The sequence below is a fragment of the Brevibacterium permense genome, assembly GCF_013280495.1.
Classification (GTDB): Bacteria; Actinomycetota; Actinomycetes; order Actinomycetales; family Brevibacteriaceae; genus Brevibacterium; species Brevibacterium permense.
Map to the genome: position 1 here is coordinate 144,042 of NZ_JABSSX010000002.1, position 14,189 is coordinate 158,230.

General features: G+C 63.8%; 9 protein-coding genes. 1 reads left to right on the plus strand and 8 read right to left on the minus strand.

The window, feature by feature from the left end:
• Positions 1-9: 9 nt before the first annotated feature.
• The 6 genes from whiA to HK353_RS03580 form a co-directional block, all read right to left on the minus strand.
• A complete protein-coding gene (gene whiA, locus HK353_RS03555) occupies positions 10-993 on the minus strand; it encodes a DNA-binding protein WhiA (RefSeq protein ID WP_025777783.1) in 984 nt (327 codons plus the stop codon).
• A 25-nt stretch (positions 994-1,018) separates the two neighbouring features.
• On the minus strand, positions 1,019-2,014 hold the full coding sequence (locus HK353_RS03560; RefSeq protein ID WP_101544310.1) for a gluconeogenesis factor YvcK family protein: 996 nt from the start codon (positions 2,012-2,014) through the stop codon (positions 1,019-1,021).
• 1 nt (position 2,015) lies between these two features.
• The gene (rapZ, locus tag HK353_RS03565; RefSeq protein ID WP_425350537.1) at positions 2,016-2,906 is read right to left on the minus strand and encodes an RNase adapter RapZ; all 891 of its coding nucleotides are present in this window, start codon (positions 2,904-2,906) and stop codon (positions 2,016-2,018) included.
• Positions 2,907-2,990: 84 nt separating this feature from the next.
• Positions 2,991-4,850 (minus strand): excinuclease ABC subunit UvrC, encoded by a 1,860-nt coding sequence (gene uvrC / locus HK353_RS03570; protein ID WP_173152431.1) that lies wholly within the window; start codon positions 4,848-4,850, stop codon positions 2,991-2,993.
• A gap of 5 nt (positions 4,851-4,855) precedes the next feature.
• Positions 4,856-7,726 (minus strand): excinuclease ABC subunit UvrA, encoded by a 2,871-nt coding sequence (gene uvrA / locus HK353_RS03575; protein WP_173153214.1) that lies wholly within the window; start codon positions 7,724-7,726, stop codon positions 4,856-4,858.
• 57 nt (positions 7,727-7,783) lie between these two features.
• Positions 7,784-10,279: a DUF3516 domain-containing protein gene (locus HK353_RS03580; protein ID WP_173152446.1), complete on the minus strand. Its 2,496-nt coding sequence runs from the start codon at positions 10,277-10,279 to the stop codon at positions 7,784-7,786.
• A gap of 65 nt (positions 10,280-10,344) precedes the next feature.
• Here HK353_RS03580 and HK353_RS03585 point away from each other — a divergent pair, with 65 nt between their 5' ends.
• The gene (locus HK353_RS03585) at positions 10,345-10,635 is read left to right on the plus strand and encodes a YciI family protein (RefSeq protein ID WP_173152452.1); all 291 of its coding nucleotides are present in this window, start codon (positions 10,345-10,347) and stop codon (positions 10,633-10,635) included.
• Positions 10,636-10,767: 132 nt separating this feature from the next.
• On the opposite strand, the gene HK353_RS03590 is transcribed toward HK353_RS03585, so the two are convergent.
• Together HK353_RS03590 and uvrB are read right to left on the minus strand one after the other, a co-directional pair.
• Positions 10,768-11,826, minus strand: coding sequence for a TerC/Alx family metal homeostasis membrane protein (locus HK353_RS03590; protein ID WP_173152468.1), 1,059 nt, complete (start codon positions 11,824-11,826; stop codon positions 10,768-10,770).
• Between the two features lie 186 nt (positions 11,827-12,012).
• Complete coding sequence (gene uvrB / locus HK353_RS03595) at positions 12,013-14,145, minus strand: excinuclease ABC subunit UvrB (RefSeq protein WP_245395763.1); 2,133 nt, start codon at positions 14,143-14,145, stop codon at positions 12,013-12,015.
• Between the last annotated feature and the right edge of the window lie 44 nt (positions 14,146-14,189).

The following is a 14,189-nucleotide window of genomic DNA, read 5'->3' on the forward strand; positions in this document are numbered from 1 at the left end:
GCCTCGATCTTAGCGATCTTCGAGCATTTCCGGGGTCAGGCTGGCTTCGGTGCCGGGAATTCCCAGTTCTTCCGCATGCTTGTCCGCTGTGGACAGCAGCCTGCGGATCCGGCCGGCCACCGCGTCCTTCGTCATCGGCGGGTCGGCGAGCTGACCGAGCTCTTCGAGGGACGCCTGTTTGTGGGTCACCCGAAGCTGACCGGCGTAGCGGAGGTGTTCGGGGACTTCGTCGCCGAGGATCTCCAGGGCGCGTTCGACCCGGGCGCCGGCGGCCACGGCGGCACGTGCCGAGCGACGCAGGTTCGCATCGTCGAAGTTCGCCAGGCGGTTCGCGGTCGCTCGGACCTCCCTGCGCATCCGCCGTTCCTCCCAGACCAGCACGGCGCTGTGGGAGCCCATGCGGGTGAGCAGCGCGGCGATGTCGTCGCCGTCGCGGATGACGACGCGGTCGACTCCGCGGACCTCGCGGGCTTTCGCACTCAGTCCGAGCCGGCGCGCTGCGCCGACGAGGGCAAGAGCCGCCTCGGGGCCGGGGCAGGTGACTTCCAACGCCGAGGAGCGCCCCGGCTCGGTCAGTGAGCCGTGGGCGAGGAAGGCTCCGCGCCAGGCGGCTTCGGCATCGGCGACGGAGCCGTTGACGATGGCCGAGGGCAGTCCGCGCACGGGACGGCCGCGGTTGTCGACGAGTCCGGTCTGGCGGGCCAGTGCTCCCCCGTCACGGGTGACGCGCAGCAGGTAGCGGTTGGAGCGGCGGATTCCGGCGGCATTGATGACGACGATGTCGGCATGCTGACCGTAGAGATCCTTGATCTCCGCTCGCAGCCGTTTGGCGGCCTGGGCAGTGTCGAGTTCGGCTTCGAGAACGATCGAGCCGTTGACGAGGTGGAGGGCGGAGGAGAAGCGGAAGATCGAGGACACCTCGGCCTTGCGGGCGGAGGTGCGAGTGATCGTCACTCGCGCCAACTCGTCCTTGACCTGAGCGGTCAGTGCCATAGCTCGTCCTCCTGCACCTGTAGTTCTACCACTGCTCGGCGACGCCGATCCCGGCGTCCAACAACATGTCACGGTAGCATGCCGCCAGCTTGAGGCTGTCATGCTGTCCCTGCCTCCGTGAGCGCAGGGGACGTTCCCAGAGTTTCGCTCCGAACATATCCTCGGCCCGCTGCGGCAGGTCGGGTTCGAGTTCGGTGGCCGCCTCGTCGACGAGAACATAGTCCAAGGTCAGTGAGCGGGCATGACGGTGGAGGGAGACGAGGTGTTCGCCGAGGCTCAGGTCCTTCGTCTCACCGTCGGTGGAACTGAGGTTGAGCGTGAGGGATTTCACCGCTGTCGAGGCCACGATCGCCTCGGCGAGCGACGGCACGAGCAGGTGCGGCATCACCGAGGTGTACCAGGAGCCGGGGCCGAGGTTGAGAACCTCGGCCTCCTCCACGGCTTCGATCGTCTCGTAGCGGGCCGGTGGAGCCGCCGGGTCGAGGCGCACGGTCTCGACGTGGCCGATCGTGGAGGCGAGCACGGACTGTCCGCGCACGACCTGGAAGGAGCCGGGGAACTTCACATCGGCTTCGATCGTCAGCGGCACCGAGGACATCGGCAGCACGCGACCGTGAGCGCGCAGCAGCCGGGCCATCCAGTCAAGGCCGGCCACATGGTCGCCGTGGATCTGCCACAGTGCTGCGATGAGCAGGTTGCCCACCGCGTGACCGTGCAGCTCACCTGTCGATTCGAAGCGGTGCTGGATGACATCACGCCAGGTCTGCCCCCACGTGCCGTCGTCGCAGAGTGCGGCCAGAGCCATCCGCAGATCGCCGGGAGGCAGTCCGCCGAGTTCGTCGCGCAGTCGTCCGGATGAGCCGCCGTCGTCGGCGACTGTGACGACCGCGGTGAGGTCTTCGGTGAGCAGACGGAAGGCCCTCAGCGCAGCGTAGAGTCCGTGGCCTCCGCCGAACGAGACGATGTTGGGACCGTCCTTCTGTGCGCCCGTGGAGATGACGGGCAGATCTTCGGTCTCCATGTCATTCTCTTCCCAGATCGCGGTGACGCACAGCCACTGGGATCCCGGTCTGGGCCGACAGCAGTCGTCCGACCCTTTCGCTGATCGCCACGGAACGGTGTTTGCCGCCCGTGCAGCCGATACCGATCATCGCGTAGCCGCGGCCCTCGTGCAGATATCCCTCGGCGACGGTGGACAGGGTTGCGGCATAGCGTTCGATGAATTCCTCGGCGCCGTTCTGCTCGAGGACGTAGGCTGCGACATCGGAGTCGAGTCCGTTGTGTCCGCGCAGATGGGGAATCCAGTACGGATTCGGCAGGAAGCGGACGTCGGCGACGTGGTCGGCGTCCTTGGGCAGGCCGTATTTGAATCCGAAGCTCATCACCGTCAGACGCAGCGGCGGGGTGTCGTCGTCGCTGAAGCGTTTGCGCACCTCCGCGGAGAGCTGGTGCACGTTGAGGTCGGAGGTGCCGACGATGATATCGGCGCGGTGTTTGAGGGACTCGAGCTCGGCACGTTCGGCTTCGATGCCGTCGAGCAGGGTCCCCTCCCCCTGCAGAGGGTGGGGCCGCCTGGTCGATTCGAAACGTCGGACGAGGACTTCGTCGGAGGCGTCGAGGAAGACGATGCGCAGGGACAGACCCTGATCGACGAAATCGCTGATCGTCTCCTGCAGTTCGGTGTATTTGGTGCGCCCTTTGGCGTCGATGACGATGGCGATCTTCGGCAGGGCACCGTCGGCACGGGCGACGAGTTCGACGAGCGGACGCATCATCTGCGGCGGCAGGTTGTCGACGACATACCAGTCCATGTCTTCGAGCACATTGGCCACGGTGGTCCGGCCCGCTCCGGACATTCCGGTGACGAGCACAACCTCGATGGGGTGGTCGGATCCGTTCGATTCGGCCTGCACGCTCACTCGTCCTCCTCTGTCAGTGCCCGATCGGTCGGTGGGCACTGTACCTCTCGGCACTACTCTAGGGCAGAATCGCAGAGCTCAGTCGGCCAGGGCCGTGACGATCTTCTCGGCGAGGGAGGGACCGATTCCCTTGACCTCGCAGATCTCCTCTGCGGTGGCAGCACGGACCTTCTTCACGGATCCGAAATGGCGCAGCAGAGCGGTGCGTTTCGACTCTCCGAGACCCGGAATATCGTCGAGCACGGAACTCGTCATCGCCTTCGCTCGTTTCGACCGGTGATAGGTGATGGCGAAGCGGTGGGCCTCATCGCGCAGGCGCTGCATGAGGAAGAGCCCTTCGGAGTTGCGTGGGAGGATGACCGGGAACGGATCGTCCGGAATCCAGATCTCTTCGAGCCGTTTGGCCAGACCGACGACGGAGATGTCGACGATGCCGAGATCCGTCAGTGCCCGCGTCGCTGCCGCAACCTGCGGGCCGGCACCGTCGACGACGAGGAGGCTGGGTCGATAGCCGAAGCGCTCATCCGGCTCCTCGGAGGTCATCTGTTCGAGGTAGCGGCTGAAGCGACGGGAGACGACGTCGTACATCGAAGCCGTGTCGTCGGCCGCGGCTTCACCGTGGATGGCGAAGTGTCGGTAGTCGCGCTTCTTCGCCATTCCGTCTTCGAACACGACGAGGGAGGCGACGACGTTCGATCCCTGGGTATGGGAGATGTCGATGCATTCGATGCGCAGCGGTGCTTCCGGCAGGTCGAGGTGCTCCTGGATCTCCTTGAGAGCCTGGCTGCGGGTCGTCAGGTCGGACGAGCGTTTGAGCTTGTGCTGGATGAGCGCTTCCTTCGCGTTCTTCCCCACGGTCTCCAGTGCCGCCTTCTTCTCCCCGCGCTCGGGTACCCGCACGGTCACCCGCGAACCGCGCTGCTCGCTCAGCCAGGCCTCCAGGGATTCCAGATCCGCCGGCAGTGTGTCGACGAGGATCTCCTTCGGAATGGCATCGGCATCGAGCCCGGAGTATGCCTGTCGCAGGTAGTCGGTGGTCAGTTCCGCGGGAGTGTGATCATCGGAGCGTTCGATGATCCAGCCGCGTTGGCCGCGGATACGACCCTGGCGCACGTGGAAGACCTGGACGGAGGCTTCGAGCTCCTCGGTGACGAGGGCGAAGATATCGCAGTCGGCGCTCACCGACAGGACGACGGCGGATTTGTCGAGGACCTTCTGCAGGGCGGAGATCTCGTCGCGCAGACCGGCCGCGCGTTCGTAGTCGAGTTCGGCCGCAGCTTTGGCCATCTCCTTCTGCCGGTGGCTGATGAACCGGCCGGTGTTTCCGGACATGAAGTCGGAGATGCTGCGGGCCAACTCCTTGTGATCGTCCTTGCTGATCTGACCGACGCAGGGAGCAGCGCATTTGTCGATATAGCCGAGCAGGCAGGGCCTGCCGCTGCGTTCGGCCCGCCGGTAGACCCCTGCTGTGCAGGTGCGCATCGGGAAGGCCTTGAGCAGCAGGTCGAGGGTGTCCTTGATCGCCCACACCTGAGCGAAGGGCCCGAAGTACTTCACGCCCTTGCGTCGTTTTCCCCGGGTGATGAAGGCCCGAGGCACCTCGTCATTCATCGTGATCGCGAGGTAGGGGTAGGACTTGTCGTCGCGGAACATGACGTTGAACCGCGGGTTGAACTCATTGATCCACGTCCATTCGAGCTGCAGCGCTTCGACCTCGGTGTCGACGACGGTCCATTCCACCGAGTTCGCGGTGTGGACCATCGTCGAGGTGCGCGGGTGCAGCTGGGCAGGGTTGGCGAAGTACGAGTTGAGTCGATTGCGGAGGTTCTTCGCCTTTCCGACATAGATCACCCGCCGGTCGGGGTCACGGAATTTGTAGACCCCGGCCGATGTGGGGATCGACCCGGTGGCCGGACGGTAGGTGGATGGATCAGGCATTCGGATCAGGACTTGAGCATCGGTTTGAGGAACCGTCCGGTGTGCGATTCGGCCACCTCGGCGACTTCCTCGGGTGTGCCCTGCGCGATGATCTGCCCACCGCCGCGGCCGCCCTCGGGTCCGAGGTCGATGATGTGATCGGCATTGCCGATGACATCGAGGTTGTGTTCGATGACGATGACCGTATTGCCTTTGTCGACGAGTCCCTGGAGGACCATGAGCAGCTTCGAGATGTCCTCGAAGTGCAGACCGGTCGTCGGTTCGTCGAGCACGTAGACGGTGCGACCGCGGGAGCGCTTCTGCAGTTCGGCGGCCAGCTTGACACGCTGTGCCTCACCGCCGGAGAGAGTCGTGGCCGGTTGGCCGAGTCGGACATAGCCGAGCCCTACCTCGACGAGGGTCTTGAGGTGTCGCGAGATCGCGGGAATCGCGGCGAAGAAGTCGTTGGCCTCCTCGATGGGCATGTCGAGGACCTCGGCGATGTTCTTGCCCTTGAACGTGACCTCCAGAGTCTCCCGGTTGTACCGGGCTCCCTGGCAGACCTCACAGGGGACGTAGACATCGGGTAGGAAGTTCATCTCGATCTTGATCGTGCCGTCGCCGCTGCAGTTCTCGCAGCGTCCGCCCTTGACGTTGAAGGAGAATCGACCGGGCAGATAGCCGCGGACTTTCGCCGATTCGGTTTCGGCGAACAGCCGGCGCACATGGTCGAAGACGCCGGTGTAGGTCGCGGGATTCGACCGCGGGGTGCGACCGATCGGAGACTGGTCGACATGGACGACCTTGTCGAGATTGTCCAGGCCGGTCACGCGTTTGTGCCGTCCCGGCACCCGGGAGGCGCCGTTGAGGACGTTGGCCATCTGTGTGTAGAGGATCTCGTTGACCAGAGTCGATTTGCCCGAACCGGACACGCCGGTGACGGCGGTGAGCACACCGAGGGGGAAGGACACCGTGACGTCGCGCAGGTTGTTCTCCACGGCCTTCTCGACGGTGACCATCCGGTCCTTGTCGACGGGGCGGCGGGTCGGCGGGATCGGGATCGCTCGTCGGCCGGAGAGGTAGTCGCCCGTGATCGATCCTTCGGCATCCTTGAGGCCGGTGACGGGACCGGAATAGACGACCTCTCCCCCGTGCTCGCCGGCGCCGGGTCCGACATCGACGATCCAGTCGGCGGATTCGATGGTGTCCTCATCGTGTTCGACGACGATGAGGGTGTTGCCGAGATCCTTGAGCTTGTTGAGTGTTTCGATGAGTCGGCGGTTGTCTCGCTGGTGCAGTCCGATCGAGGGCTCGTCGAGGACGTAGAGGACGCCGACGAGGCCGGAGCCGATCTGCGTGGCCAGGCGGATGCGCTGGGCCTCACCGCCGGAGAGCGTACCGGCTGCCCGGTTGAGGCTGAGGTAGTCGAGGCCGACGTCGAGGAGGAATCCGAGTCGGGCGTTGATCTCCTTCATCACCTGTGCCGCCACGGCGGCATCGCGGGAGCTCAGCTCCAGGGAGCCGAGGAAGGAAGCCGCTTCGTCGAGGGCGAGTTCGGAGACCTCGGCGATGGACCTGTCCCCGACCTTGACGGCGAGGATCTCCGGTTTGAGGCGCGTACCGTCACAGCTGGCACACGGGATCTCGCGCATATAGGACTCATAGCGTTCCCGCGACCACTCGGATTCTGTTTCCTCGTGCTTGCGCTGAATGTATTGGTAGACGCCTTCGAAGCCCGTCGAGTACGTGCGTTCACGCCCGAAGCGGTTCTTGTACTTGACGTGGACCTTGTAGTCCTTGCCCGTCAGAATCGCGGTCTTCGCGGACTTCGGCAGCTTCTTCCACGGCGTCTTCATATCGAAGCCGAGTTCGTCGCCGAGCCCCTTGAGCAGACGGTTGAAGTACTTCGAGACCTGTTTGCCTCCCGACCAGGGGGCGATGGCCCCGGAGCCGAGGCTGAGATCCTCGTCGGGGACGACGAGATCTTCGTCGACCTGCAGGCGCGTGCCGATGCCGTCGCAGGTGGGGCAGGCGCCGAAGGGCGAGTTGAAGGAGAACGAGCGCGGTTCGATCTCGTCTATCGTCAGCGGGTGCTCGTTCGGGCACGACATGTGCTCGGAGAAAGTGCGGGTCGTGCCTTCGTCCACGAGTTCGATGTCGATGCGTCCGTCGGCGAGCCCCAGAGCGGTCTCGACGGAGTCGGTCAGCCGCGGGCGCATTCCCGATTTGGCGACGAGGCGGTCGACGACAACGGAGATCGTGTGCTTGTACTGCTTCTCCAAGGTCGGCGGTTCGCTCAGGCTGATCTGCTCGCCGTCGACGATGGCCCTGGAGAAGCCCTTGGACTGCAGGTCGGCGAAGAGGTCGACGAATTCGCCCTTGCGGGACCGGACGACGGGAGCGAGGACGAGGAACTTCGTCCGCTCCTCGAGTTCGAGCAGCTGGTCGACGATCTGCTGCGGGGTCTGCTTCGTGATGACCTCACCGCAGACGGGGCAGTGCGGGATGCCGATCCGCGCCCACAGCAGGCGGAGGAAGTCATAGACCTCGGTGATCGTGCCGACGGTCGAACGCGGGTTGCGCGACGTCGACTTCTGGTCGATAGACACCGCCGGAGACAACCCTTCGATGAAGTCGACGTCGGGTTTGTCCATCTGCCCGAGGAACATCCGGGCATAGGAGGATAGGGATTCGACATAGCGTCGCTGCCCTTCGGCGAAGATCGTGTCGAAGGCCAGCGAGGATTTGCCGGAACCGGACAAGCCGGTGAACACGACCATCGAGTCACGCGGCAACGCGATCTCGACGTTCTTGAGATTGTGTGCCCGCGCTCCCTTGACCCACAGGGTGTCGAGATGGGAGACGCCTGTCACTTGCTCACCGTTATTGGTTTTCATCACCTGACCACTGTATTACTCGGCACTGACATTGCTGTATTCGCAGCGGTTTCCGGCTCATCTGCCGATCTCTCCGACGGAGAGGATGCGGAGCACGATATCTCCGGATTCGTCGCTGGCGGCCACGTCCACCTCGGCGTCGATGGCCCAGTCCCGGTTGTCATCGGGATCGGCGAGGATCTGTCGGACGCTCCATGTGTCTGAACCGGGGCTGATGTCGATATATTCCCGACTGCGGGCCTTCTGGTCGACGATGAGCTCTCCGTATTCGTCGTAGAAGTCCTCGATCACGTCCTCCCAGGCACGGGAGTCGAATCCGGATTCGGCGTCGAGGCGGCCGAGCTCCGTATAGTTCGCACGTTCGGCCAGCAGCACTCGGTGGAACAGGGCATTGCGGATCTCCGCGGTGAACACCTTCGTGTTTTCGGAGAAGCGGCGGTCGAGTGCCGGCAGCTCGTCGGAGGCTTCGGTGGGGTCGAGTCCCTGCAGGGTGCGCCATTCGTCGAGCAGCGACGAATCCGTCCGGGCAATGGTCTCACCACACCATTCGATGATGGTCTCGAGCTCCTCGGTCCGGTTCTCGGCGGGAACGTTGTGGAGCAGTGCACGGTAGGCGTCGGTGAGGTAGCGCAGCAGGCTGCCCTCGGCCCGGGCCAGACTGTAGTAGCCGACGAACTGGGTGAAGCCCATGGCCTGCTCGATCATGTCGCGGACGACGGATTTGGGTTCGAAGCCGCCTCGGTGGAGCCAGGGATGGGTCTCGACGAAGTGGTCGAAGGCCGGGTCGAGCATCTCGGCCAGGGGTGCGGGGCTTTCGATCTCGTCGAGGATCGCCATGCGTTCGGCGTATTCGACGCCTTCTGCCTTGAGCTCGGCCAGGGTCTCTCCCTTGATCCGGTCGAGTTGGCCCTTCAGTATCTGGAACGGCACCGAGGTGGTCGCCTCGACGATGGATACGACATCGAGGGCGTAGGTGTCGTCGTTCTCGTCGAGAAGCTCCAGTGCGGCGAGCACGAAGGGAGCCAGGGGCTGGTTGAGCGCGAACTGGGGGCCGAGGTCCTGGGTGGCGATGAGTTCGCTGCCGCGGACCTCGATGAGTCCGGCGTCGATGAGGGAGCGCCCGATGCTGATCGCGGTGAGTTTGAGGTCGAGCCGGCGTTCCCTGGTCTCATGTGTCTTGTCGATGAAGTCGCTGATCGTCGACACATCGGAGCCGGGGCGGGCGACGAGGTTGAGGATCGTCGAATGGTCGATCTTCATCCGCGGCCGCAGGGTCTCGGATTCGCCTTCGATGAGTTTTGCGAAGGTCTCTTCGGACCAGCCCACGAAGCCGACCGGAGCGGCCTTCTTCTTGACCTTCTTCTTTTTCTTCTTGTCATCGTTGGCCGCTTTGGCTTCTGCCCTGAGGTTGTCGATGACGTGTTCGGGGGCTTGGGCGATGACGTAGCCACGGGTGTCGAATCCGGCACGGCCGGCACGTCCGGCGAGCTGTTGGAATTCGCGGACGCTGAGTCTGCGCATCTTCCGCCCGTCGAACTTCGTCAGTCCGGTCAGCAGCACGGAGCGGATGGGCACATTGATGCCCACGCCGAGGGTGTCGGTGCCGGAGATGACGAGCAGCAGTCCCTTCAGCGCGAGCTGTTCGATGAGACGGCGGTACTTCGGCAGCATACCGGCGTGGTGGACGCCGACGCCGTGCAGCAGCAGTTTGCGCAGGCTGGTCCCGAATCCCTTGCCGAAGGTGAAGCCCTTGATGGCTGCGGCGATCGCGGCCTTCTGTTCCTTGGAGGCGAGATCCACCGAGAGCAGGTTGGTGGCGAGGTCGATGGCACCGTTCTGAGAGTAGGAGACGACGTAGACCGGGGCTTTGTCGTTGCGGACGAGGCCGCGGAGAGTGTCCGAGAGCGTCTCCGTCGAATATTCGTAGTCGAGCGGGACCGGCCTGGTCGCCGAGGTGACCACGGAGGAGTCGCGTCCGGTCGTCTCCGTCATCGTCCGTCGGATGTCGGTGGTGTCGCCCAAGGTGGCGGACATGAGGACGAACTGGGTCTGCGGCATCTCGAGGAGGGGCACCTGCCAGGCCCATCCGCGGGAGGGGTCTGCGACGTAGTGGAATTCGTCCATGACGACCATTCCGGCGTCGAGCATTCCGCCTTCGCGCAGCGCCTGATTGGCCAGGATCTCCGCCGTGGCGCAGATGACGGGCGCCTCCGGGTTGACGGTGGAGTCGCCGGTGATCATCCCGACGTTCTCGGCGCCGAAGGCGTCGATGAGGGAGAAGAACTTCTCGCTCACCAGGGCCTTGAGCGGGGCCGTGTAGTACGACCGGATCCCGCGGGTGAAGGACTGGTAGAGAGCGAACAGAGCGACGAGTGACTTCCCCGATCCGGTCGGGGTCGCCATGATCGTATTGTCTCCGGCCAGGATCGTGAGGAACGCCTCGTCCTGAGCCGGGTAAGGCTCGACACCGATCTCTCGGCAGTATTCGCCGAAGGACTCATAGATCGTGTCGTCGTCAGCGAATTCCGCTGGGATCTCCTGCAATCTGGCCACGCTGATGCACAGACCTTTCCGATTAGACTGATTCCATCCTATTGCTCGACACCGAGGAGTCACATATGCCGGTCTTCGCCGTCACCTACCACTATGGTCCCGATACGAATACGCGGATGGAGCACCGCCCCGCGCATCGCCGCTGGCAGGCGGAGCTGAATGAGGCCGGGACGATCCTCGCCTCCGGCCCCTTGAACAACGATCCGCAGCCTGGAGGGCTGCTGATCCTCAACGCCGCCGACCGTGCGGAGGTCGAAGGCCACCTCGCCGCCGATCCCTATGCCTCGCTCGGTGTCATCGAGTCGACGGACATCCGCGAATGGACTCCCGTGTTCGGCCCCTTCGCCCAGGGCTGAGGGCCGCACTGCCGGTCCGGTTCTGCCCTGACCGGGAAGACGCCAGCGGGGTCCGTCTCGAGAGATCGAGACGGACCCCGCTCGTTCTGAGCCGACACCGAGGCGGTGCCGGCGCGACCGGGTCCGATCGGCTCAGGCCTCTTCGGATTCGTTCGAGCTGACGTCCTTGAAGGAGATGCCGTCCTTCTTCATCTTCGCGAGTGAGGCGACGGTGGCCACCGCCATGGCGAGGACGATGACGGTCAGGGACAGCCATGTCGGCACCTCGGGGATCGAGTGACCCCACGAGAGGAACTCCCAATCGCTCGAATGCAGAGCGTGGATGATGAGCTTGACGCCGATGAAGCCGAGGATCGCGGCGATTCCGTAGTGGAGGTAGACGAGCTTGTCGACGAGTCCCCCGAGCAGGAAGTACAGCTGACGCAGTCCCATGAGGGCGAACACGTTCGCGGTGAACACGAGGAACGCATTCTGAGTGACGCCGAAGATCGCGGGAATCGAGTCGAGCGCGAACATCACATCGGTCGAGCCGATGGCGATGAACACGATGAACATCGGGGTCCAGTACTTCTTGTTGTCGTCGAGGGTCACCCGAAGCTTGTTGCCGTGGTATTCGTCGACGACGTTGATCCGCTTGCGCAGGAACCGGATGAGACCGTTCTCGCCGTCGCCCTCGTCTTCGGAGCTGAAGGCCTGCCGGTAGGCGACGATGAGGAGGAAGATGCCGAAGATGAAGAAGACTTCGACGAAGGCGCTGATGATCGCCGCACCGGCGAGGATGAAGATGCCGCGGAAGATGATGGCGATGATGATGCCGACCATGAGCACTTCCTGCTGGTACTTCCGCGGTACCGAGAAGCTGCCCATGATGATGATGAAGACGAACAGGTTGTCGATGCTCAAGGAGTACTCGAGCAGCCAACCGGTGAGGAACTCGCTGCCGTGCTGGGCATCGCCGATGGCGAAGAGCGCGCCGGCGAAGACCAGCGCCAGGGCGACGTAGAAGGCGACCCAGATGCTCGCTTCCCGCATCGACGGGGTATGTGGTCGCTTGACGACCAGCAGGAGGTCGAAGACGAGGATCGCAACGACGATGATTCCCGAGGTGATCATGAACCAGACGGGAATCGGAGATTCGCTCGCAGCAGCTGCGTTGCCGCCGGCTGCAAGCGTGGAGGACAGGATATCCATGGATGCCTTTCGTGGTGAACAGGATGTATCCAGGTCGAAAGTCTCTCCCACGCGGTGAATCTGCGTGCGCTCCGCGTCCGGACCCCTGGTGGGGTCGTGGTGACGACCGCGGATGGACGGGATACTCCCTTTCGCCAGCACACCAGTATAAACACGCGAGCATCACTCGCGCGTCACCGGTGCGGATCAGGCGTGCCCGGCCTCCTTCATCTGGCGCAGCTCCTGTTTGAGGTCGGAGAGCTCATCGCGCAGTCGTGCGGCGAGCTCGAACTGCAGCTCCGCGGCGGCCGAATGCATCTGCGAGGTCAGTGATTCGATGAGTTCTGTGAGATCAGCCGCCGGCGGGCGCAGCGAACCGGGCTTGCCGGCGGCTTCCCTCTGTTCGTCGGTCAGGGTCGAGTTGTAGCCGCGTTTGCCCTTGCCGTAGTCGAACTCGGTGAGCAGCTCTCGCGTGTCCTCGTCCTCACGCTGCAGTCGTTCGGTGATGTCTGCGATCCGCTTGACCAGCGGGGCCGGATCGATTCCGTGCTCTTCGTTGTAGGCGATCTGGATGGCGCGCCTGCGGTCGGTCTCGTCGATGGCGGTGCGCATCGAATCCGTGATCGTATCGGCGTACATGTGCACCTGGCCGTTGAGGTTACGTGCGGCACGACCGATCGTCTGGATGAGCGATGTCGACGACCGGAGGAAGCCTTCCTTGTCGGCATCGAGGATCGCCACGAGGGAGACCTCGGGAAGGTCGAGGCCCTCACGCAGGAGGTTGATGCCGACCAGCACATCGAATTCGCCCGCGCGCAGCTCTGTGAGCAGCTCCACACGTCGCAGAGTGTCGACGTCGGAGTGAAGGTACTGGACGCGGATATCGTGTTCGAGCAGATAGTCGGTGAGATCTTCGGCCATCTTCTTCGTCAGGGTCGTCACGAGCACACGCTCATTCGCGTCGACACGGGTCTTGATCTCGTCGAGCAGGTCGTCGATCTGCCCCTTCGTCGGCTTGACCTTGATCTCGGGGTCGACGAGTCCGGTGGGGCGGATGATCTGCTGGACGTATCCGTTGGCGTTGCCGAGTTCGAAGTTGCCGGGTGTGGCCGACAGGTACACGCTCTGTCCCACGCGCTCCCGGAACTCGTCGAACTTCAGCGGCCGGTTGTCCATGGCACTGGGCAGACGGAAACCGTGCTCGACGAGGGTGCGCTTGCGCGACATATCGCCTTCGTACATTCCGCCGATCTGCGGAACCGTGACATGGGATTCGTCGATGACGAGCAGGAAGTCCTCGGGGAAGTAGTCGAGCAGGCAGTTCGGTGCCGAGCCGGGTGCACGACCGTCGATATGCCGGGAGTAGTTCTCGATGCCGGAGGTGAAGCCCATCGATTCCATCATCTCGAGGTCATAGGTCGTGCGCATCTTCAGCCGCTGTGCTTCGAGCAGCTTGTTCTGAGATTCGAAATCGCTCAGCTGCTTCTGCAGCTCCTCCTCGATCCCGCTGATGGCCTTCGCCATCCGGTTCTCACCGGCGACGTAGTGGCTGGCCGGGAACACGTGGATGGTGTCCTCGTCGCGCACGATCTCACCCGTCAGGGGGTGGAGGGTCTGCAGCGATTCGATCTCGTCGCCGAAGAACTCGATGCGCAGCGCGAGCTCCTCGTACTGCGGGATGATCTCGACGGTGTCTCCGCGCACACGGAAGGTCCCGCGGGTGAAGGCCATATCATTGCGGGCGTACTGCATCGACACGAAGCGTTTGAGCAGTTCGTCCCGATCGCATTCGTCGCCCTTGTGAAGGGTGACCATCCGGTCGACGTACTCCTCGGGTGTGCCGAGACCGTAGATGCACGACACCGTCGAGACCACGACGACGTCGCGTCTGGTCAGCAGCGAGTTCGTGGCCGAGTGCCGGAGACGTTCGACTTCGTCGTTGATCGAGGAGTCCTTCTCGATGAACGTGTCCGTCTGCGGCACATACGCTTCCGGCTGGTAGTAGTCGTAGTAGGAGACGAAGTACTCGACCGCGTTGTTGGGCAGCAGCTGTCGGAATTCGTTGGCCAGCTGCGCGGCGAGAGTCTTGTTCGGCGCCATGATCAGGGTCGGTCTCTGCACCTGCTCGATGAGCCATGCAGTCGTCGCCGACTTGCCTGTGCCGGTGGCACCGAGGAGGACGATGTCCCGCTCTCCTGCGTCGAGCCGGTCGGAGATCTCTCGGATCGCCGTGGGCTGGTCACCGGAGGGAGAGTACTCGGACACGACCTCGAAGGGTGCCACTTCGCGGGTGACGTCGGGACGGTGGCCGATCGCTGGCAGGGGGCGTTCTGAGCTCATAGTCCAACCCTAGCCCTCGCCCCTGACATTGGGCAGATCGGAGT